At 65.3% G+C, this 20,297-nt stretch carries 19 protein-coding genes; 13 read left to right on the top strand and 6 right to left on the bottom strand.

Annotation, left to right across the window (positions count from 1 at the left end):
- Positions 1-15 precede the first annotated feature (15 nt).
- The 5 genes from purH (at position 16) to AC2FNS_RS02950 (ending at position 5,377) form a co-directional block, all read left to right on the top strand.
- Entirely contained in the window at positions 16-1,605 is a 1,590-nt protein-coding gene (gene purH / locus AC2FNS_RS02970) for a bifunctional phosphoribosylaminoimidazolecarboxamide formyltransferase/IMP cyclohydrolase (RefSeq protein ID WP_496797642.1), read from the top strand.
- Positions 1,605-2,081, top strand: a complete 477-nt coding sequence (gene lspA / locus AC2FNS_RS02965) for a signal peptidase II (protein WP_490360251.1) — start codon at positions 1,605-1,607, stop codon at positions 2,079-2,081. Before purH ends, lspA begins: the two co-directional genes overlap by 1 nt.
- A gap of 50 nt (positions 2,082-2,131) precedes the next feature.
- Complete coding sequence (locus tag AC2FNS_RS02960; protein WP_496797641.1) at positions 2,132-2,647, top strand: DUF3035 domain-containing protein; 516 nt, start codon at positions 2,132-2,134, stop codon at positions 2,645-2,647.
- Between the two features lie 82 nt (positions 2,648-2,729).
- Entirely contained in the window at positions 2,730-4,070 is a 1,341-nt protein-coding gene (locus AC2FNS_RS02955; RefSeq protein ID WP_496797640.1) for a M16 family metallopeptidase, read from the top strand.
- Positions 4,067-5,377 (top strand): M16 family metallopeptidase, encoded by a 1,311-nt coding sequence (locus tag AC2FNS_RS02950; protein ID WP_496680597.1) that lies wholly within the window; start codon positions 4,067-4,069, stop codon positions 5,375-5,377. Before AC2FNS_RS02955 ends, AC2FNS_RS02950 begins: the two co-directional genes overlap by 4 nt.
- Positions 5,378-5,397: 20 nt before the next feature.
- Here the strand turns inward: AC2FNS_RS02950 and AC2FNS_RS02945 are convergent, their stop codons facing one another.
- From AC2FNS_RS02945 to deoC, 3 genes are read right to left on the bottom strand one after another with little or no spacing between them, the layout of a single operon-like run.
- Complete coding sequence (locus AC2FNS_RS02945; RefSeq protein ID WP_496710825.1) at positions 5,398-6,213, bottom strand: SDR family oxidoreductase; 816 nt, start codon at positions 6,211-6,213, stop codon at positions 5,398-5,400.
- 27 nt (positions 6,214-6,240) lie between these two features.
- Positions 6,241-8,574, bottom strand: coding sequence for an aldehyde dehydrogenase family protein (locus tag AC2FNS_RS02940; RefSeq protein ID WP_496710824.1), 2,334 nt, complete (start codon positions 8,572-8,574; stop codon positions 6,241-6,243).
- 11 nt (positions 8,575-8,585) lie between these two features.
- A complete protein-coding gene (gene deoC / locus AC2FNS_RS02935) occupies positions 8,586-9,584 on the bottom strand; it encodes a deoxyribose-phosphate aldolase (RefSeq protein WP_496710823.1) in 999 nt (332 codons plus the stop codon).
- 197 nt (positions 9,585-9,781) lie between these two features.
- Between deoC and AC2FNS_RS02930 the strand changes: the two genes are divergently transcribed.
- The 6 genes from AC2FNS_RS02930 to AC2FNS_RS02905 all read left to right on the top strand — a co-directional run bounded on the left by AC2FNS_RS02930 (position 9,782) and on the right by AC2FNS_RS02905 (position 17,116).
- Positions 9,782-10,735 (top strand): metal ABC transporter solute-binding protein, Zn/Mn family, encoded by a 954-nt coding sequence (locus tag AC2FNS_RS02930; RefSeq protein WP_496710822.1) that lies wholly within the window; start codon positions 9,782-9,784, stop codon positions 10,733-10,735.
- A gap of 1 nt (position 10,736) precedes the next feature.
- Complete coding sequence (locus tag AC2FNS_RS02925; RefSeq protein WP_496710821.1) at positions 10,737-11,540, top strand: metal ABC transporter ATP-binding protein; 804 nt, start codon at positions 10,737-10,739, stop codon at positions 11,538-11,540.
- 3 nt (positions 11,541-11,543) lie between these two features.
- Positions 11,544-12,749: a metal ABC transporter permease gene (locus AC2FNS_RS02920; protein WP_496689416.1), complete on the top strand. Its 1,206-nt coding sequence runs from the start codon at positions 11,544-11,546 to the stop codon at positions 12,747-12,749.
- Positions 12,746-13,675, top strand: a complete 930-nt coding sequence (locus tag AC2FNS_RS02915; protein WP_496680614.1) for a metal ABC transporter permease — start codon at positions 12,746-12,748, stop codon at positions 13,673-13,675. Before AC2FNS_RS02920 ends, AC2FNS_RS02915 begins: the two co-directional genes overlap by 4 nt.
- 282 nt (positions 13,676-13,957) lie before the next feature.
- Entirely contained in the window at positions 13,958-15,820 is a 1,863-nt protein-coding gene (gene mutL / locus AC2FNS_RS02910) for a DNA mismatch repair endonuclease MutL (RefSeq protein WP_496710820.1), read from the top strand.
- Between the two features lie 57 nt (positions 15,821-15,877).
- On the top strand, positions 15,878-17,116 hold the full coding sequence (locus AC2FNS_RS02905) for a DNA recombination protein RmuC (RefSeq protein WP_496680618.1): 1,239 nt from the start codon (positions 15,878-15,880) through the stop codon (positions 17,114-17,116).
- A gap of 3 nt (positions 17,117-17,119) precedes the next feature.
- Here AC2FNS_RS02905 and AC2FNS_RS02900 read toward each other — a convergent pair whose 3' ends face one another.
- From AC2FNS_RS02900 to AC2FNS_RS02890, 3 genes are read right to left on the bottom strand one after another with little or no spacing between them, the layout of a single operon-like run.
- The gene (locus AC2FNS_RS02900; RefSeq protein ID WP_496710819.1) at positions 17,120-17,524 is read right to left on the bottom strand and encodes a hypothetical protein; all 405 of its coding nucleotides are present in this window, start codon (positions 17,522-17,524) and stop codon (positions 17,120-17,122) included.
- Positions 17,525-17,580: 56 nt separating this feature from the next.
- Complete coding sequence (locus tag AC2FNS_RS02895) at positions 17,581-18,231, bottom strand: ChrR family anti-sigma-E factor (RefSeq protein WP_496710818.1); 651 nt, start codon at positions 18,229-18,231, stop codon at positions 17,581-17,583.
- A gap of 10 nt (positions 18,232-18,241) precedes the next feature.
- A complete protein-coding gene (locus tag AC2FNS_RS02890; protein WP_496680623.1) occupies positions 18,242-18,898 on the bottom strand; it encodes a sigma-70 family RNA polymerase sigma factor in 657 nt (218 codons plus the stop codon).
- A 138-nt stretch (positions 18,899-19,036) separates the two neighbouring features.
- Here AC2FNS_RS02890 and AC2FNS_RS02885 point away from each other — a divergent pair, with 138 nt between their 5' ends.
- Together AC2FNS_RS02885 and AC2FNS_RS02880 are read left to right on the top strand one after the other, a co-directional pair.
- On the top strand, positions 19,037-19,807 hold the full coding sequence (locus tag AC2FNS_RS02885; protein WP_496710817.1) for a DUF1365 domain-containing protein: 771 nt from the start codon (positions 19,037-19,039) through the stop codon (positions 19,805-19,807).
- An 86-nt stretch (positions 19,808-19,893) separates the two neighbouring features.
- Positions 19,894-20,211 carry a DUF3775 domain-containing protein gene (locus tag AC2FNS_RS02880; protein WP_496680628.1) on the top strand — a complete coding sequence of 106 codons (318 nt, stop codon included), beginning with the start codon at positions 19,894-19,896 and terminating at the stop codon, positions 20,209-20,211.
- Positions 20,212-20,297 lie beyond the last annotated feature (86 nt).

The raw sequence follows: 20,297 nt of genomic DNA, 5'->3' as shown, positions 1-20,297 counted from the left end.
AGGACCTTTGGACCCATGACCGACCTTCACCCCGTGCGCCGCGCGTTGCTTTCCGTTTCCGACAAGACCGGATTGATCGAACTGGGCAAGGCCCTGGCCGACCGCGGGGTCGAGCTGCTGTCGACCGGCGGCACCGCCAAGGCGCTGCGCGATGCGGGGCTTGCGGTCAAGGATGTCAGCGACGTTACAGGTTTCCCCGAGATGATGGATGGCCGGGTCAAGACGCTGCACCCTATGGTGCATGGTGGCCTGATGGCGCTGCGCGACAATGACGCCCATGTGGCGGCGATGCAGGAGCATGGCATCGGCCCGATCGACCTACTGGTGGTCAACCTCTACCCGTTCGAGGAAACGGTGGCCAAGGGCGCGGGCTATGACGAATGCATCGAAAACATCGACATCGGCGGCCCGGCGATGATCCGCGCCGCGGCCAAGAACCACGCGTTCGTCAACGTGGTGGTCGATGTCGAAGACTACTCGGCCCTGCTGGATCAGCTTGAGGAAAACTACGGCAAGACGTCGCTGGGCTTCCGCCAGTGGCTGGCGCAGAAGGCCTATGCCCGCACCGGAGCCTATGACGCGGCCGTGTCCAGCTGGCTGGCCGACGCACTGCAGATCGACACCCCCAAGCGCCGCGTGTTCGCCGGTGAGCTGAAACAGCCCCTGCGCTATGGCGAGAACAGCCACCAGCAGGCGGCGTTCTATGTCGATGGCTCGGGGCGTTCCGGCGTCGCCACCGCCGTGCAGCATCAGGGCAAAGAGCTGAGCTACAACAACATCAACGATACCGACGCCGCCTTTGAATTGGTGGCCGAGTTCGACCCGCGCGACAGTGCCGCATGCGCCATCATCAAGCACGCGAACCCCTGCGGCGTGGCCAAGGGCGCGACGTTGCTCGAGGCATACAAGGCCGCTTTCGACTGCGACCGGACCTCGGCCTTTGGCGGGATCGTGGCGCTGAACCGGCCGCTGGACGCGGAAACCGCGCGCGAAATCACCGGCATCTTCACCGAGGTCGTGATCGCCCCCGGCGCCACCGACGAGGCCAAAGCGATCTTTGCCGCCAAGAAGAACCTGCGCCTGCTGACCACCGAGGCGCTGCCCGACCCACGCGCGGGCGGGCTGGCCTTCCGCCAGGTGGCCGGCGGGCTGCTGGTGCAGGACAAGGACAACGGCCATGTCGAGATGGATGACCTGAAGGTCGTAACCAAGCTGGCCCCCACGCCCGAGCAGATGCGCGATCTGCTGTTTGCCTGGAAAGTGGCTAAGCACGTCAAGTCGAACGCCATCGTCTACGTCAAGAACGAGGCCACGGTGGGCGTCGGCGCCGGTCAGATGAGCCGGGTGGATTCGGCGCTGATCGCTGCCAAGAAGGCCGAGCGCATGGCCGAAACCCTGGGCCTGCCCGAACCGCTGACCATCGGCTCGGCCGTAGCCTCGGACGCGTTCTTCCCCTTCCCCGACGGGCTGATGGAGGCTGCTGCCGCAGGCGCAACCTGCGTGATCCAGCCGGGCGGGTCGATGCGCGATGACGAGGTGATCGCCGCCGCCGACGAGGCGGGTCTAGCCATGGTGTTCACCGGCATGCGGCACTTCCGTCACTGATGCGGGTCCGGGTTCTGCTCTGGGCGGGGCTGGCCGCATTTGCGATCGACCAGCTCAGCAAATATCTGGTCGTCCACGTGTTGCGCGTGGCCGACCGGCCCGGCGGTATCGACGTGCTGCCGCCGCTGCTGACCTTTCGGTACGGCGAGAATCGCGGCATCAATTTCGGCCTGTTTCAAGGCAATTCCGAAGCCGCGCGCTGGGCGTTGGTGGCCGTGTCGCTGGCCGTCTGCGCGGGCGTGGCGATCTGGCTGTGGCGTAGCGCGCAGCCCGTCCGCATGGTGATCTGCGGCGGTTTGCTGATCGGCGGAGCGCTGGGCAACGTGGTCGACCGGGTGCTGTATGGGTATGTTCTGGATTTCCTGAACATGTCCTGCTGCGGCATCAACAACCCCTATGTGTTCAACCTGGCCGACGTGTTCATCTTTGCCGGCGCGCTGGGGCTGATACTGCTGGATGGCAAAAAGCCCTCGTGACGCGCCGGATGTTATGCGATAAAAGCGCGTGAAACAGGCTGGAGACCAAGATGCGGATGCCGCGCGCAACCATTGCCCTGACACTCGCCGCCCTTGCCGCGGGATGTTCCGATATCGGCCTGCGCCATCTCGAAGCGCCCGGCTCGGGGCCTGACGAGTTTTCGGTGATGCCGGTCAAGCCGCTGACCCAGCCCAAGGATTATGCCTTTCTGCCCGCCCCCACACCGGGCGGCGAGAACCTGACCGATCCCAACCCCAAAGGTGACGCGGTGGCCGCGCTGGGCGGCAATGCGGCGGCGCTGAAGCCCGCGGGCGGCATCCCGTCGTCGGATGCGGCGCTGGTCGCGGCTTCCAGCCGCTATGGCGTGGCGCCCGACACCCGGCAGGCGCTGGCTGCCGAGGACGAGGCCTTCCGTACGCGCCAGGCGCGCTGGACCCGTCTGCGCCTGTTCAAGGTTGACCGCTACTCGCAGGTCTACAAGCGCGAGTCGATCGACGCCGGGCAGCAGGCCGAAGCTTTCCGTCGACAGGGATATGAAACCCCGTCCTTCCCGCCGGATGAATAATCCTTAACTTTCCGTCATCGCTCTTGATCCCGCCCGGCACCACCGTAGTTTGAAAACCAACGACACAGACGGAGGATGCCCCATGGTTCGGGTCCTGGCGTTTTGCGCCGCACTGACAGCCGCAGCCCCGGTTCTGGCCGGAACCGGGCACGAGGCCGTGACCACCTTTACCCTGGACAACGGTATGGACGTGGTGGTGATCGAGGATCACCGCGCTCCGGTCGTGCAGCACATGGTCTGGTACCGGGCCGGATCGGCGGACGAGCCGGTGGGATCATCCGGTGTGGCGCATTTCCTGGAACATCTTCTGTTCAAGGGCACCGACAGCATGGCCCCCGGCGAGCTGTCGGCCACCGTCGCGGCCAATGGCGGCAATGACAATGCATTCACCTCGTATGACTATACGGCCTATTTCCAGCGCGTGGCCGCCGATCGGCTGGGCCTGATGATGAAGATGGAGGCCGACCGGATGCGCAACCTGAGGCTCTCGCAGGAGGACATCGCAACCGAACGCGACGTGATCCTGGAAGAGCGCAACCAGCGCACCGAGAACAACCCCCGTGCCCTGTTCGGTGAACAGATGAGCGCGGCGCAGTACCTCAACCACCGCTACGGCGTTCCGGTGATCGGCTGGAAGCACGAGATGGAAGAACTGGACATGGAGGACGCGCTGTCCTTCTACCAGACTTATTACGCGCCCAACAACGCGATCCTGGTGGTGACCGGCGATGTGGACCCGGCCGAGGTCAGGACCCTTGCCGAGACTTATTACGGCGTGATCCCGGCCAACCCCGACCTGCCCGAGCGGGTCCGCTCGCAGGAGCCGCCTCAGACCGCCGCCCGGCGCCTCACCTTCAAGGATGCGCGGGTGTCGCAGCCTTATGTCCAACGCAGCTACCTTGCACCCGAACGCGACGCTGGCGCGCAGGAGAAGGCCGCGGCGCTGTACTTGCTGGCCGAGCTGCTGGGCGGTAGCACCACATCCTACCTGAACGAAAAGCTGCAGCTCGAGCAGCAATTGGCGGTCTATGCCGGGGCGTTCTATCGCGGGGTGTCGCTGGATGACACGACCTTTGACCTGATCGTCGTGCCTGCGCAGGGTGTGACGCTGCAACAGGCCGAAGAGGCGATGGATCAGGCGGTGGCCGATTTCATCGCCGAGGGCGTCAAGCAAGAGGATCTGGACCGGATCAAGCTGCAACTGCGTGCCGCGCAGATCTATGCCCGCGACAATGTCGACGGAATCGGCAACCGCTATGGCCGGGCGCTGACCAGCGGTCTGACAGTCGAGGACGTGCAGGCCTGGCCCGACATCCTGCAAGCCGTCACCGGCGACGACATCATCGCTGCCGCGCGCGAGGTTCTGCGCCCCGAGGCTTCGGTCACCGGATGGCTGATGCGTGATGACGAGGTAACCCAATGATCCGTTTCCTTGCCCCCCTGATTGCCCTGCTGTTCGCGCTGCCCGCCTGGGCCGAAATCAAGATTCAAGAGGTCACCTCGCCTGGTGGCATCCGGGCCTGGCTGGTCGAGGATCACTCGATCCCGTTCACCGCGCTGGAACTGCGGTTCCGCGGGGGCACCTCGCTGGACGATCCCGAAAAGCGCGGCGCGGTCTACCTGATGAGCGGCCTGCTGGAGGAAGGCGCGGGAGACATGGATGCGCGCAGCTACGCGCGGGCGCTGGAGTCGCTGGCGGCGTCCTTCGGCTATGACGCGTCGGATGACAGCGTGGCGATCTCGGCCCAGTTCCTGACCGAAAATCGCGATCAGGCGGTGGACTTGCTGCGCACCACGATCCAGCAGCCGCGGTTCGATCAGGATGCGATCGACCGGGTGCGGGCGCAGGTGCTGTCGGGGTTGCGGTCCGACCAGACTGACCCGAACACCATCGCGGGGCAGACCTTTGCCCGGATGGCCTATGGCGATCACCCTTACGGCTCGGACGGGAAGGGCACGATCGAAAGCGTTTCGGCCCTGACCCGCGATGACATCGTGGCGGCCCACAAGGGCGTCTTTGCCAAGGACCGGCTGTATGTGGGCGCCGTGGGCGACATCACCCCCGACGAACTGGGCGCGCTGCTGGACCATCTGCTGGCCGATCTGCCCGAGACGGGCAAGCCGATCCCCGGAAAGGCGCAGGTGAACATCCCCGGCGGCGTCACGGTGGTCGAATTCGACACGCCGCAATCGGTGGCGCTGTTCGGCCAGAAGGGCATCGACCGCGACGACCCGGATTTCTTCGCGGCCTACATCCTGAACCACATCCTCGGCGGCGGCGGTTTCGAAAGCCGTCTGATGCAGGAAGTGCGCGAGAAGCGCGGCCTGACCTATGGCGTTGGGACCTATCTGGTGCCCAAGGATCTGGCCTCGGTCTATCTGGGGTCGGTGTCCTCGGCCAATGATCGGATCGCGCAGGCGATCACGGTGATCCGTGACGAATGGCGCCGCGCCGCGACCGAAGGCGTGACGCAGAAAGAGCTGGATGACGCCAAGACCTATCTGACCGGTGCCTATCCCCTGCGCTTCGACGGCAATGCCCGGATCGCGGGGATCATGGTGGGGATGCAGATGGAAGGCCTGCCGATCGACTACATCGCCACCCGCAACGACAAGGTGAACGCGGTGACGCTGGACGAGGTGAACCGCGTCGCGGCCGAGCTGCTGGACCCCGACGGGCTGCATTTCGTGGTGGTGGGCAAACCCGAGGGGCTCGAGACAACGAACTGAGGCGCGGGGCTGAGCGGTGCTCAGCCCTTGTTGCCGGCCATGTCGCGCAGCATCTGCCCCATCATCTGGCCGAACCGGCCCGAGCCGCGCTGATACAGCGCCCCGTCCACGGCCAGAACCGTCCCGCTGATATAGCTGGCCATGTCCGAGGCCAGAAACAGGCAGGCATTGGCCACGTCCTGCGGCGTGCCCCAGCGGCCCAGCGGCACGTCCTGAAGCAACTGCTTGCCCGCGTCGGGTGTGGGGGCGAGACGCTTGGCGCCCTCGGTGCCCTCGATGAAACCCGGCACCACCGAGTTCACCCGGATGCCTTCCACGCCCCATTCCATCGACAGGGTGCGGGTGATCTGATCGACCCCCGCCTTGGCCGCGCAGACATGGGCCTGGCCCTCGTAGGGCAGGTAGGATTGCGGGGCCGAGATGTTGATGATGTTGCCGCCGGGCCGTTTCAGATAGGGATAGGCCCCCTTCATCACATGCACGGTGCCCATCAGGTCGATCTCGACCACGGTGCGGAAGGCGTTGACCGACATTTCCGCCATCAGCGCGGGAAAGTTGCCCGCCGCCCCCGAAACCAGCACGTCGAAATCACCGAGCGCCGCGTGGAACTGTTTCAGCCCCTCGGCGACCGCTTCGGCATCACGCACGTCGAAGGCCGCGCCGATGGCCTCGGCCGCGCCCGCCGTCTTCAGCGCGGCGATGGTGTCGTCCACCTTCTCCTGCGAGCGGCTGGCCACGGCCAGTTTCGCGCCCGAGGCCGCGAAGGCCTCGGCGATGCCCCGGTTGATACCGCTGGTGCCACCGATGACGATGACCGTCTTTCCTGCGAAGTCCATGCAGAGCCTCCCCCTGATGCGGGAGCCCTACTCGCCGTAGGGCACCCAGATGTTCTTGATCTCGGTCGCAGCCTGCAGGAAGCGGCGGGTGTGGTCCACGCTCCAGTCAAATGCCGTCGCGTTATTCACCCAAGTCCGCTTGAGGTTCCCGGCCGAGGCTTTCTCGATCTGTGCCGACAGGTTCGACGACGAGAAGGACCAGACCGCATCCACGTTCAGATGCGAGGCCAGCGGTTTGGCCAGTTCCTCGTGGCTGCCGGTCAGGATGTTCACCACGCCGGCGGGCACGTCCGAGGTGTCCAGCACCTGATAGAAATCGGTGGCCGCCAGCGGATAGGGCTCGGACGCCACCAGAACCACCCGGTTGCCCATCGCGATCGCCGGGGCCATGGCCGAGACCAGACCCAGCAGCGGCGCCTCGTCAGCGCAAAGCGCGCCGATCACGCCAACCGGTTCCTTCATCGCAATCGCCACGCCGCGGATCGGAACGCCATGCACCTGGCCGTCATATTTGTCGGCCCAGGCGGCGGCGGTGAACAGGCGCTGGATTGCGGCGTCGACCTCTTTCGCACCGTCCTTGCGGCCGGTCATCGCGTCGATGCGATGCGCGAACTCCTCGGCGCGGGCCGAGAGGTTCTCGCCGATGTAATACAGGATCTGTGCCCGTAGATGGCCGGTGGTTTTCGACCAGCCCGCCGCCCCCGCCGCGGCCTCGACCGCGTTGCGCACGTCTTTGCGGTTGGCCAGACCCACATGGCCCAGTAGGCCCGCCTTGCCCCAGATCGCGCGGGAATAGCCGCCATCGGGCCGCGCCTGCTTGCCGCCGACATACAGTTTGGCGGTGCGGTCGATCGGATCGACCGGGCCACCTTCGCCCACGATAGGTTCGATCTTGGCCAGCGGCTTGGTTTTGCCCTTGGGCTTGGTATAGGCGGCCAGCCCTTCCCAACCACCTTCACGGCCAAAGCCACTTTCGCGCACGCCGCCAAAGCCCGCGGCCGCGTCGAACAGGTTGGTGGCATTGACCCAGACCACGCCCGCGACCAGCTTGGGCGCGATGTCCAGCGCAAGGTTGACGTTCTCGGTCCAGACCGTCGCGGCCAGCCCGTAACGGGTGTTGTTGGCCAGTTCGACCGCCTCGGCCGGGGTGCGGAAGGTTGACGAGACCAGAACCGGGCCGAATATCTCCTCTTGCATCAGCGGGTCCGAGGTCTCGAGTCCGGTGATCAGCGTCGGCGGGTAGTAGCAGCCATTCGACGGCAACTCGCAGGCGGGTTGGTAAACCTGGCCCACCGCGTTGCCCTCGACCATCGACTTGATAGTCTGCAGCTGCACCGGGTCCACCACCGCGCCCACGTCGATGCATTTGTCCAGCGGGTTGCCGATGCGCAGCTTGTCCATGCGGGCGCGCAGCTTGGTGTAGAAGCGGTCGGCAATGCCCTCCTGCACCAGCAGGCGCGAGCCCGCGCAACAGACCTGGCCCTGGTTGAACCAGATCGCATCGACCAGACCTTCGATGGCTGAATCGATGTCGGCATCGTCAAAGACGATATAGGGCGACTTGCCGCCCAGCTCGAGCGTCAGGGACTTGCCCGACCCGGCGGTGGCTTCGCGGATGCGGCGGCCCACTTCGGTCGAGCCGGTAAAGGCGATCTTGTCCACGTCCGAGGCCACGATCATCTCGCCCACCGTGCCGTCGCCGGTGACGATGTTGACCACGCCCTTGGGCAGACCGGCCTGCATGCAGATATCAGCAAACAGCAGCGCCGTCAGCGAGGTGTATTCGGCCGGCTTCAGAACAACCGTGTTGCCCATGGCCAGCGCCGGGGCCACCTTCCACGCCAGCATCAGCAGCGGGAAGTTCCACGGAATGATCTGGCCGCAGACCCCCAGCGCCTGCGCGTCGGGCAGCTCGGCTTCCATCAACTGGGCCATGCCTGCGTGATAGTAGAAATGCCGCTGTACCAGCGGAATGTCGATGTCGCGCGATTCCCGGATCGGCTTGCCATTGTCCAGCGTCTCGAGCACTGCGAACAGGCGGGCGTGTTTCTGGATCAGCCGCGCGATGGCATAGAGGTAGCGGGCGCGGGCCGGGCCGCCCAGCTTTTCCCATTTGGGTTGCGCCTTTCGCGCGGCGGCCACGGCGGCGTCCACATCGGCCTGGGTGGCTTGGGTTAGGGTCGCCAGAACCTCGCCCGCGGCCGGGTTGCGGCTTTCAAACCCTTGGCCCGGCTTAGTGAAGGCGCCGTCGATGAAATGGCCGAACTTGTCGCCCTGATCGACCAGCCATGCCAGGGCCTCGGCGGCACTTTCCGGGGCGGGTCCGTATTCCATGGTCTCGAAAATCTCTTTGACTGTCATTGTTCCTGTCCTCAGCCCATCGGGTGCCGGTAGCCGGCCGAGTATGCCCCGGTGACGAAATGTTCCAACTGCCGCTCGATATCGCCCAGCAGGGACGAGGCGCCAAAGCGGAACAGGTCGGGTTGCAGCCAGCGGTCGCCCAGCTCGTCCTTGATCAGCGACAGGTAGACCAGCGCGTCCTTGGCCTTGGAAATCCCGCCCGCGGGCTTGTAGCCCACGCGATGGCCGGTGCGGTCATAGTAATCACGGATGGCGCGGATCATGACCAGCGACACGGGCAGGGTGGCGTTGACGCTCTCCTTGCCGGTCGAGGTCTTGATGAAATCGGCCCCCGCCATCATGCAGACCAGCGAGGCGCGCGCCACGTTGCGCAGGCTGCCCAGCTCGCCGGTGGCGAGGATCGCTTTGACATGCGCCTCGCCGCAGGCGTCGCGAAACGCCTTCATCTCGTCATATAGCGCCTGCCAGTCGCCCTGCAGCACATGGCGGCGCGAGATCACGATGTCGATCTCCTCGGCCCCGGCCTTCACGCTTTCCTCGATCTCGGCCACGCGCAGGTGAAAGGGCGACAGACCCGCCGGAAAGCCGGTGGACACGGCCGCGACCGGAATGCCGGTGCCTGTCAGCGCATCCACCGCCGTTTCAATCATGTCGTGATAGACACAGACCGCGCCAGTGGTGATCGGCGGCATGTCCAGCGCCCTTAGCAGGGCGGGTGACACGGGCTGGCGGGCCTTGGCGCACAGGCGGCGCACGCGGCCCTCGGTGTCATCGCCCGAAAGGGTGGTCAGGTCGATCATGGTGATCGCCTTCAGCAGCCAGGCGGCTTGGTATTCTTTCTTGACCGACCGCCGCCCAGGCAGGGTCGCGGCGCGGCGCTCGATGGCCGAGGTGTTGGCCTGCACGGCGCGGACCCAGTCCAGGTCCAGTTCCATGCCGGGGTTTCGGGGCTCGGTCACTTGCGGCAGATGCGCGGTGCGCACGGGGCTTTCTGAGCTCTGCGTATCCATTGTCACGTCCTTTGGGAGGTTTGCGCCAAAATCGCACGGCAGGCCGGCGAAGGAAAGGTGTCGCGTGCTGCGGGGATCAGGTTTTTGACCAAATGGACAAAATAGGCGTTTTCTTGCGAGTAATTCGCAATTGCATTGACTTAGTTGCGAATGGTTCTCATATTTGGGGTCAACATGAACCCAACCCGAGGTCAAAAATGATTCGCCGTCAGTTTCTTGCCGCGCTTGCCGTTGCTGCCACGCTTCCGGTTGCCGGATGGGCCGGGGCCCCGCTGAAGGTGGTGGCCACGACCGGCATGATCGCCGATGCGGTGCGTCAGATCGGGGGCGACCAGGTCGAGGTGAAATCGTTGATGGGCCCCGGCGTGGACCCCCATGCCTATCGTCAGACCCGCAGCGACATCGTCGCCATGACCCGCGCCGACCTGGTTCTGTGGCACGGCCTGTATCTCGAGGCGCAGATGGAAGATTTCTTTCACGATCTCGGCCGCAAGCGCCCGGTGGTGGCCGTGGCCGAGGGGGTCGACAAGTCGAAACTGCGCGCTCATGACGATTATGCCGACAAGTACGACCCGCATCTGTGGATGAGCCCGGTCCTGTGGCGCGACGTCGTGATCGAGGTGCAGCAGGCCCTGACCGAGGCGCGCCCCGAGGCTGCCGACCTGTTCGCCGCGAACACCCAGGCGTTTCTGGACCGGATCAACCGCCTGCATGCCTATGGCCAACAGGTTCTGGCGCAGATCCCCGCGGACAAGCGGGTGCTGGTCACCGCCCATGACGCCTTTGGCTATTTCGGCGCGGAATACGGGTTCGAGGTGACCGGCATTCAGGGCATTTCCACCCAGTCCGAGGCCGGGCTCAACCGGATCGGAGAACTGGTCGACATGCTGGTCGAACGGCAGGTGTCGGCGGTGTTCGTCGAAAGCTCGGTGTCCGACCGGTCGGTTCGGGCGCTGATCGAGGGGGCGGCGGCCAAGGGGCACACCGTTGCCGTGGGCGGCGAGCTGTTCTCGGACGCGGTGGGCGCGCCGGGCACCTACGAGGGCACCTATGTCGGCATGCTCGATCACAACTTCACCGTCATCGCCCGCGGGCTGGGCGCCGATGTGCCCGCGCGCGGCATGGACGGCAAGCTGGCGGCGGGGTCCTGACTTGGTTGAGCTTGCCGCGAAACAGGGCACCCGCCCGACCGATCCGTCGGTTCAGGCCAGCCCGCTGGCCATTCGCGGGCTGACCGTGTCCTACAACCAGAAACCGGCCGTGTTTTCCGTGGACATCACCGTTCAACCGGGGTCGATGACCGCGATCATCGGCCCGAACGGCGCGGGCAAGTCCACCCTGCTGAAGGCCGCGCTGGGCATCGTCCGGCCGGTATCCGGGCAGGTCACCGTCTTTGGCAGGCCGCTTGAGAAACAGCGCGCCCGCATCGCCTATGTGCCGCAGCGCGCCAGCGTCGATTGGGATTTCCCCACCCGCGTGATCGACGTGGTCCTGATGGGCATGTCGCGCGAGCTGGGCCTGCTGGGCCGGGTGCGCATGCGGCACATGGCCCGCGCGATGGACTGTCTGCATCGGGTCGGGATGCATGAATTCGCCGACCGGCAAATCGGCCAGTTGTCGGGCGGTCAGCAGCAGCGTGTCTTTCTGGCGCGCGCGCTGGCGCAGAAGGCCGACCTGTACCTGCTGGACGAACCCTTTGCCGGCGTCGATGCTGCCACCGAAAAGGCCATCATCAGCGTTCTGAAGGGGTTGAAACAGGCCGGCAAGACGGTTGTCGCCGTGCATCATGATCTGGCCACCGTCACCGATTATTTCGACCATGTGTTCTTGATCAACACGCGCAAGATCGCCGAAGGCCCCGTGGCCGAGGCCTTTACCGCCGAGACCCTGCAGGCGACCTATGGCGGGCGTTTGGCCACGGCGCAGATCGACCAGATCGCCGGGGCGCTGGGCTAGGCCATGCTGTGGGACGCGCTGACCCTGCAACTGGGGTACAACGCCACTTTGGTCGCCATCGGGGCGACGCTTCTGGGGTTTGCCGCCGGGGTGACCGGTACCTTCCTGTTTCTGCGCAAACGGGCGCTGGTCAGCGATGCGATCAGCCATGCGACCTTGCCGGGCGTCTGCATCGCCTTCATGGTCATGGTGGCGCTGGGCGGCGAGGGGCGCAACCTGCCCGGCCTGCTGGCGGGCTCGGCGCTGTCGGCCTGGGTGGGGCTGTTGTGCATCAACGGCCTGACCCGGCGCACCCGGTTGGCCGAGGATGCGGCGATCGGGGCCGTTCTGTCGGTGTTCTTCGGGTTCGGCGTAGTGCTGCTGACGGTGATCCAGACGATGGGCGTTGGCCGTCAGGCGGGGCTTGAGGGGTTCCTGCTGGGCTCGACCGCGGGGATGCTGTTTGCCGACGCGCTGATCATCGCGGTGGGCGGGGCGGCGACCGTGCTGCTGGTCATGATCCTGCGTCGCCCGATGCTGATGGTGGCCTTCGACGCCGAATACGCAGCAGCCGCGGGGGTGCCGGTGCATCGCGTTGACCTGGCGATGATGGGCCTGGTGATGGCGGTCACGGTGATCGGCTTGAAGATCGTCGGCCTGATCCTGGTCGTGGCCCTTCTGATCATCCCGCCGGTTACGGCGCGGTTCTGGTCGGACCGGGCGGATCGGGTGGTGCTGCTGTCGGGGCTCGCCGGGGGGCTGGCGGGGTATCTGGGCGCGGCCGTATCCGCCTCGGCCCCGAACCTTCCGACCGGCCCGATCATCGTGCTGATCAGCTTTGCGCTTTTTGCGCTATCGCTGTTGCTGGCGCCGGTGCGCGGCGTCTTGGCCGCGGTGGTGCGTCACCGGCGGTTTCAGCGCCGCGTTCATATCCGGCAGGGCCTTTTGGCTTTGGCGCAGGGGCAGGAAGTCTATGAACCCTATACCCGGCGTCTGTTGCGCCGGTCCGGGCTGATGCGGGCCGACGGCGTGGCCACCGATGCGGGTCGGGCGCGGGCGGCCAAGGCGTTGCGCGACGAAAGGCGCTGGGGCCTCGTGCGCGCGGATCAGACGCACGAAGCCGCAGCGGCGCAATATGACGGCCTGCGCGAAATCGAAACCGTCCTGACCCGCGATCAGATCGACGAGATCGACCGCCGAATCGGCCCCCCGCATGAGGTGCGCACATGAGCGGTGAAGAATTCGTTTCACTGTCCTTGACGCCACTGCTGATCGGCATCTGCGCGGCGGTGGCCTGTGCGCTGCCGGGCAATTTCCTGCTGCTGCGCCGGCAGGCCCTGATCGGCGATGCGATCAGCCATGTGGTGCTGCCGGGCATCGTGGTGGCGTTTCTGCTGACCGGGGTGATCTCGACCTGGCCGATGATGCTGGGCGCGGCAGGCGCGGCCGCAGTGGCGGTGATCCTGATCGAGGCCATCCGGCGGCTGGGCCGAATCGAGCCGGGCGCGGCGATGGGCGTGGTGTTCACCACCATGTTCGCCGCCGGGGTGTTGCTGCTGGAACAGACCGACACCTCGAGCGTGCATCTGGACGTGGAACACGCGCTGTATGGCAACCTCGAAAGCCTGATCTGGCTGGACGCGACGGGCTGGGCCTCGGTTCTGGATCCGGTGGCGCTGGCCGGATTGCCGCCGGAACTGCCGCGGATCGCGGTCACGCTGCTGGCCGTCAGCCTGTTCATCCGACTGTTCTGGCGGCCGCTCAAGATTTCGACCTTCGACGAAGGGTTCGCCCGCACGATCGGCATCCGCACCGGCGCGCTCGGCCTTGCGTTGGTGCTGGTCGCGGCGATCTCAGCGGTGGCTGCGTTCGACGCGGTGGGCTCGATCATCGTGATCGCGATGTTCATCTGCCCGCCTGCCGCTGCCCGGATGATGACCAACCGGCTCGAGGCCCAGATCGGCTGGAGTGTCCTGTTCGCGGTGCTGTCGGCCGTGATCGGCTATGTTCTGGCGGGCTATGGGCCGCTGTGGCTGGGCTGGGCCGATGCGGTCAGTGCCGCCGGCATGATCGCCACGGTCTCGGGCGTCATCCTGGCCCTGGCCGCTGCTTTCGGGCCATGCCGCGGGCGGGCGGGGGTGCCGGGCACCAGTTGATTCCGCAGGTTTTCGCCGCCGGGACCCGCACTGCTTCGGCCAAACTTCGCCGAGACCGGGCGGGGCGGAAATCAGGACGCGCTTTGAGCGGCACATCGTGCTACATCCCCAGCCATTGCAAAATGCACGACCACCACTCACCTCGGGTCGTTCGGGCAGTCGCGATGATACAGGCAACCTGTCGAGCTTGCCGGTTTCGATGGCCCGGACGATCCGACCCCCTCTCCTGAACCTGTCCAAACCTGTGGCAGAATCGCGTGCGATTGTGCTAGGTCTAGCGGTATGGCGCAGGCAAACCCCAATATCAGCGAAAATCGCCCCGTGATCCGGCAACTCGACGAAGCCGCGATCAACCGTATTGCCGCCGGTGAAGTGGTCGAACGCCCGGCCTCGGCCGTCAAGGAACTGGTGGAAAACGCGATCGACGCAGGGGCCACCCGGATCGCCATCGACATCGCCGATGGCGGCAAAACCTTGATTCGCGTCACCGACGACGGGTGCGGCATCGCGCCCGAGGATCTGCCGCTGGCCCTGTCGCGCCACGCGACCTCCAAGATCGACGGGTCGGACCTGCTCAACATCCACACCTTCGGGTTCCGGGGCGAGGCGCTGCCCTCGCTGGGTGCGGTGGGGCGTCTGACCATCACCAGCCGCGCGCCGGGGGTCGAGGCGGCCCAGATCCGTGTGGCCGGCGGCAGGATGGAAGGCGTCAAGCCCGCCGCCCTGCGCGCGGGCACCGTGGTCGAACTGCGCGACCTGTTCTATGCCACGCCCGCGCGGCTGAAATTCATGCGCACCGACCGGGCCGAAGCGCAGGCGATCTCGGACACGGTCAAGCGGCTGGCCATGGCGGAACCCTCCATCACCTTCACCCTGCGCGATGTCTCGGGCGGGGGCGAGGGGCGCGTGGTGTTTCGCGCCGACCGCGAGAACGGAGACCTGTTCGACGCGCTGCACGCCCGTCTGGCCCGCATTCTGGGGCGCGAGTTTGCCGAGAATGCCTTGCAGATAGACGCTACCCGCGAGGGGATCCGGCTGTACGGATATGCCGCGCTGCCCACCTATTCGCGCGGGGCCGCAGTGGCGCAGTTCCTGTTCGTCAACGGCCGACCGGTGCGCGACAAGATGCTGACCGGGGCGTTGCGGGCGGCCTATTTCGATTTCCTCAGCCGCGACCGGCACCCGGCGGCGGCGCTGTTCATCGATTGCGAGCCCACGCTGGTTGACGTGAACGTGCACCCCGCGAAATCCGAGGTGCGCTTCCGCGATCCCGGCGTGGCGCGCGGGTTGATCGTCTCGAGCCTGCGGCACGCGCTGGCCGAGGCGGGGCACCGCGCCTCGACCACCGTGGCCAATGCGACGCTTGGCGCGATGCGGCCGGAACCGGCCCTGACGGCGCCCGCGCGGGTCTATCAGATGGACCGGCCGTCGCCTGCGGCGCGGTCGGTGGCCTATCAGGCGCAAGCGCCCGGATTTGCCGATCTGGCCAATGCCTACAGCGGCAGCGTGGTCGAGCCCGTGGCCGAACCCGCCTCTGCACAGCCCGACCAGACGCCACCCGAACATCTGCCCCTGGGGGCCGCGCGCGGGCAGGTGCATGAAAACTACATCATCGCCCAGACCGCCGACGGTATGGTGATCGTGGACCAACACGCCGCGCATGAACGGCTGGTCTATGAGAAACTGAAGAAACAGATGGCTGAGAACGGCGTGGCCGCGCAGGCGCTGCTGATCCCCGAGATCGTCGAACTTTCCGAGGGCGACTGCGCCCGCCTGCTCGCGGTGGCCGATGACCTGTCGCGCCTGGGCCTGACCATCGAACCCTTCGGCGGCGGCGCGGTGGCGGTGCGCGAGACCCCGGCCATTCTGGGCGAGGTCAACGCGCGGGCGATGATCCTGGATATTCTGGACGAGTTGGCCGATCAGGGCGAAAGCCAGACGGTGCAGGCGCGGATCGAGGCGATCCTCAGCCGCGTGGCCTGCCATGGCTCGGTCCGTTCGGGCCGCCGGATGCGCGCCGAAGAGATGAACGCCCTGTTGCGCGAGATGGAGGCCACGCCCCATTCCGGCCAGTGCAACCACGGGCGGCCGACTTACGTGGAACTGAAGCTGGGCGATATCGAACGGTTGTTCGGCCGCAGTTGATCCGGCCGCCGGTCGGCGATAGAAAAGAAGAAACAAAACAAGAACACGCAGGTTGAGATGATCGAGATTGCAGGCACCCGATATTCGCTGGAAGACCCCATGGTGATGGCCGCCCTGATCGGGGCGGGGGTGGTTCTGCTGATCCTCGTCCTGCTGTTCCTGGCCCTGCGCGCGGCCAACCGCTCGGCCCGGATGGCCGAGCCGCTGGCGCAGCAGCTGGCCTATCTGGGCCAGCATGTGCAGCAGTTGGGGCAGGGGCAGGAACAGCTGCGCGGCGGGTTGCAGCATGTCTCGGACACGCAGGCCAATGCGCAGGTGCAGGTGATCCAGACGGTCGAGGCACGCCTGTCGGCAGTGCAGCAGCACATGAACGACCGGCTGGCCGACAACGCCATGAAATCCGCCCGCGCGCTGGCCGAAATGCAGGAGCGGATGAAGGAAACCCTGCACGGCACCTCGAAACAGACCGCGACCTCGCTGACCCAGCTGCAAGAGCGTCTGGCCGCCATCGACAAGGCGCAGGACAATATCACCAAGCTGTCGGGCGACGTGCTGTCGCTGCAGGACATCCTGTCGAACAAGCAGACCCGCGGCGCCTTCGGCGAGATCCAGTTGAACGACATCGTGTCCAAGGCGCTGCCCTCGGACAGCTATGTGCTGCAGGCGACCCTGTCGAACGGCAAACGCGCCGACTGTCTGATCCGCCTGCCCAACCCGCCGGGACCCATCGTGATCGACAGCAAGTTCCCGCTGGAAGCCTATGAGGCGCTGGTGGGCGCGGGCAGTGACATGGAGTTGAAGGCGGCGGTGCAGATGTTCCGTAGCACGGTGCGCAAGCACATCACAGACATCTCGACCAAGTACATTCTGGACGGTGAAACCGCCGACGGGGCGCTGATGTTCCTGCCCTCCGAGGCGGTCTATGCCGAACTGCACGCCAAGTTCCCCGAACTGGTGCAGGAGAGTTTCTCGAAACGGGTCTGGATCGTCTCGCCCACCACCTGCATGGCCACGCTGAACACAATGCGTGCCATCCTCAAGGACGCGCGGATGCGCGAACAGGCGGGCGCGATCCGCAAGGAACTGGGTATGCTGCACAAGGATGTCGAGCGTCTGGGCGACCGGGTGGCCAATCTCGACCGGCATTTCGGTCAGGCGGCCAAGGATATCTCGGAAATCAAGATCAGTGCCGAAAAAGCCGGTCGCCGGGCGCAGCGGCTGGACAATTTCGATTTCGAGGAACTGGCCCCCGAGGACCGCGCCAACGTGGTGCCGCTGGGCAAGTCCGAGGGCTGAGGCCTACTGGATTGACAGGTCTAGATTGTAGCCCACGGTCTTGCCGGTGTCCCGGTCATTGCCCATCAGGTAGACGCGGATGGTATAGTCTCCGTCCTCGGGCAGGTTGATCCGGGCGGTATTGCCGTTGACCGAGCCATTGTAGATCGCGACCCCGTCGCTGCCCGGCGGCAGGATGTTGAAATAGATCACGCCGTTGCCGTTGGTGTCGCTGACCTGAAGCTCGGCAAACAGTTCCTGCCCGCCCTTCGCACCCAGTACGTAGTCGAAATATTCATCACCCGTGATGGTGCCGCTGACCATGGAGCCGAAATTTCCGGGCTGGAATTTCACCTCGGCTTTCCTTTGGGCCAAGGCGGGCAAGGCCACAACGGCAATGAACAGGGCTGCCAGAGCTTGTTTCAACATTCTGCATATCCTCCCGGTGATTCCCGGCTCCAAGCCTAGCACAACCGAGGGACCGTTCAGATTCGCAGGAAGGGCTGCACCAAACGTGGGATCAGGCTATTGAACTTCAGCGGAGCGTCGGTCACGGCCAGGCAGATGCAATCCTCGGACATGTCGGCCACGGGCGTGTGTTCCAAGTCCTCGTCTGCGATCTCGACGTCACCGCGGGCGAAATGGTCCACCTCGTCGGAAAATGCGCCTTGCAAAACCATGGTCAGCTCCATGCCTTTGTGGCCGTGATCGGGTACCGCAGCACCGGCCGGGATGAACAGCAAGCGTGCGGATGCTTCGTTGCTGGTCGGAAGTATGGCCTGCTTGACGCCCATGCCGATCGGTTTCCAGCGGATGCTGTGCACATCGCCGCCAACGTAATCCTGCAAGGGGGCGGGCAGAACACTGCAGGCCGCGCGCTTGGGTTTCGACGCGGGCGCGCTCTGCGCGATAAGCGCCATGGTTGCCGCCAGAGAATCCTGGCTCATCGCCACCGTGTCGTCCTGATCTTCCAGCAGATGCCCGCCGACGGCCTCGTAGCTTTCGGCGCGCGCGCGGCAGTGGTCGCACAACGAGATGTGCGTGGCGACCATCAGGTCAAATGCCTCGGGCAAGGCGCCCGCGGCATAGGCCATCAGCAGATCGTCTGTCAGGTGGTGTTTGATCGCGTTGCTCATCTTTGTCATCTCAGTTCATCGCGTGGCGCAGGCGATCCAGCGCCAGTCGTATTCTCGATTTGATCGTACCCAGAGGCAAACCCGTCTGCGCGGCAATCTCGCGGTGGCTCAGGTCGCCGAAATAGGCTTTCACGATCAGTTCCCTTTGTGCCTCGGGCAGCTCGCGCAGGGCCGTGCGCAACTGCGCCGTTTCCTGCTGCAACGCAACCACATCAGCCTGTTCGGGCTCCGCCTCGGGGCCCCACGTCAGTTCTTCCGGTTCGGGACGCCGCTGCTTGCGCAGGGCGTCGATGCGTTTGTTCCGCGCAATCGTGAAGACCCATGTGGATACCGTCGCCCGCGTCGGGTCGAACAGATGGGCCTTGTGCCACAGCGTCGCCATGACCTCTTGCGCGCACTCCTCGGCCAAACCGGCGTCGGACCCCGAACGGATCAGAAACGCCTTGACCCGAGGGGCAAAGTGCTGGAACAGCTCGGCAAAGGCCGTCTGATCCTGCGCCTCGCGGATACGCTTCACGTGGTCGATCCACGGGCACCGCGCTGCGCCATTCGTTTGTGTTGCGTTCACCGAACTTCCCTTGGTTCGTTTGCTACCGCTGCTGGCGCGCCGCGCCGCGGTTTCTGCCGCGGCACTGTCCAAATCAACGGTGTCGATCTCGGTAAACATAACCGCATTACGACGCTTGGCCCAAGCTGGATCACAGGAAACGAGATTTTTGATCCGAAAACGGATAATTTTCGTACACAAAATGAAAGCCGCACGAAAAACCGTGCGACCTCAAGCAGTTGAAGACGGCACCAGTTCATGACTTCGATCGAATTCGTCCCCGCCCACACCTATCACGGCAGGAAAGGTGCGATCGAGAACGCCTTTCGCTATTCAGTCGACTATATTCTGCTCGATCCCGAAGTCCGGCCGCGGACGCCGCTTCTTTTCTCGGTGGACCGCGCCAACATCACCAATTGGCGCATCCGCGACCACGGTGGCCTGCCAGGGCGGGGCAGTGGGGCCGTCTGGCTACGCGCGCGCCTTAAGGAAATGGACATTCCGCAGCCCGCCCGGATCGCCCTGCTGACGCAACCCAGAGTCTTCGGCCATGTGTTCAACCCGGTCAGTTTCTGGTTCTGCCTCGATGATGCGGACCAACCCTATGCAGTCGTGGCCGAGGTCACGAATACCCACGGCACGCGCCACAGCTATGTCTGCCACAAGCCCGGATTTGCACCGATCGGGCCATCGGATCGCATCCGTGCAGAGAAGCTCATGCATGTGTCCCCGTTCCAGAAGATCGAGGGGACATATACCTTCCGTTTCGATTTCCGGCCCGACCGGGTTGGCGTTTGGATCGACTATGGGCGCGACGGGGGCGGACTGATCGCCACGCTTACCGGCCCGCGCCGGGCGCTCACCAACCGAGCGATCCTGTGGTCGTTGCTGCGGCGGCCATTCGGGGCCCGGCGTGCGGTCTTTCTGATCCACTGGCAGGCGCTCAGGCTGTGGGTCAGGAAAGCGCCCTTCCTGCCGTTCCGCACCGCGCCGGTGCCGGCCGACCCCGTGTCGCGGTCGCACGAGTGACCGGCGCAATTTGCGCAAGATCAAGGACGACGCCCGGTGCGGATGGTTCAGATGGGGGGCAAACGCGGACAGAGGAGTTGACACCGATGCTGGAAATCTCGCCCAGAAAAGTGGCTCAGGTTGCCCTGATGGGGCGCGAACTGCACCGGGCCGAAGGCGAACTGCGCGCCTTCATCGACCGGATGAGCGAGGACGAGCAGGCCGAGCTGGTCGCGATCATGTGGATCGGTCGCGAAAGCTTTTTCCCCGAGGACCTGGCCGAGGCGATCGCAACCGCGCGGGCCGAGGCCTCGACCCCCTGCGCCGACTATCTGATCGGTACGCCGCATATGTCTGACCACCTGGAAAATGGATTGGACGCACTTGGAATCTCGGCCGAGGATGTGGAAAACGATCTGATGTGAACCGCTGTCGCCACGGACACGCGCATTTGGTATGGTGAGCTAGGTCCCTGGTTTTTGATGAGGCGGCGTGGTGGAGAGGCGGCACA

The sequence above is a fragment of the Ruegeria sp. BHSA191 genome (assembly GCF_059613325.1).
Note: the sequence above shows the minus strand (reverse complement) of the source record. Positions and strands in the feature narration are given on the sequence as shown.

Excerpts from the sequence above, each read along its gene's own strand:
- AC2FNS_RS02895 (WP_496710818.1), bottom strand. The coding sequence starts at position 18,231 with ATGAGCAACGCGATCAAACACCACCTGACAGACGATCTGCTGATGGCC.
- AC2FNS_RS02940 (WP_496710824.1), bottom strand. The coding sequence starts at position 8,574 with ATGACAGTCAAAGAGATTTTCGAGACCATGGAATACGGACCCGCCCCG.
- mutL (WP_496710820.1), top strand. The coding sequence starts at position 13,958 with ATGGCGCAGGCAAACCCCAATATCAGCGAAAATCGCCCCGTGATCCGG.
- AC2FNS_RS02930 (WP_496710822.1), top strand. The coding sequence starts at position 9,782 with ATGATTCGCCGTCAGTTTCTTGCCGCGCTTGCCGTTGCTGCCACGCTT.
- AC2FNS_RS02915 (WP_496680614.1), top strand. The coding sequence starts at position 12,746 with ATGAGCGGTGAAGAATTCGTTTCACTGTCCTTGACGCCACTGCTGATC.
- deoC (WP_496710823.1), bottom strand. The coding sequence starts at position 9,584 with ATGGATACGCAGAGCTCAGAAAGCCCCGTGCGCACCGCGCATCTGCCG.
- AC2FNS_RS02905 (WP_496680618.1), top strand. The coding sequence starts at position 15,878 with ATGATCGAGATTGCAGGCACCCGATATTCGCTGGAAGACCCCATGGTG.
- AC2FNS_RS02890 (WP_496680623.1), bottom strand. The coding sequence starts at position 18,898 with ATGTTTACCGAGATCGACACCGTTGATTTGGACAGTGCCGCGGCAGAA.
- AC2FNS_RS02945 (WP_496710825.1), bottom strand. The coding sequence starts at position 6,213 with ATGGACTTCGCAGGAAAGACGGTCATCGTCATCGGTGGCACCAGCGGT.
- purH (WP_496797642.1), top strand. The coding sequence starts at position 16 with ATGACCGACCTTCACCCCGTGCGCCGCGCGTTGCTTTCCGTTTCCGAC.
- AC2FNS_RS02900 (WP_496710819.1), bottom strand. The coding sequence starts at position 17,524 with ATGTTGAAACAAGCTCTGGCAGCCCTGTTCATTGCCGTTGTGGCCTTG.
- AC2FNS_RS02950 (WP_496680597.1), top strand. The coding sequence starts at position 4,067 with ATGATCCGTTTCCTTGCCCCCCTGATTGCCCTGCTGTTCGCGCTGCCC.
- AC2FNS_RS02955 (WP_496797640.1), top strand. The coding sequence starts at position 2,730 with ATGGTTCGGGTCCTGGCGTTTTGCGCCGCACTGACAGCCGCAGCCCCG.
- AC2FNS_RS02960 (WP_496797641.1), top strand. The coding sequence starts at position 2,132 with ATGCGGATGCCGCGCGCAACCATTGCCCTGACACTCGCCGCCCTTGCC.
- AC2FNS_RS02880 (WP_496680628.1), top strand. The coding sequence starts at position 19,894 with ATGCTGGAAATCTCGCCCAGAAAAGTGGCTCAGGTTGCCCTGATGGGG.
- AC2FNS_RS02920 (WP_496689416.1), top strand. The coding sequence starts at position 11,544 with ATGCTGTGGGACGCGCTGACCCTGCAACTGGGGTACAACGCCACTTTG.
- lspA (WP_490360251.1), top strand. The coding sequence starts at position 1,605 with ATGCGGGTCCGGGTTCTGCTCTGGGCGGGGCTGGCCGCATTTGCGATC.
- AC2FNS_RS02885 (WP_496710817.1), top strand. The coding sequence starts at position 19,037 with ATGACTTCGATCGAATTCGTCCCCGCCCACACCTATCACGGCAGGAAA.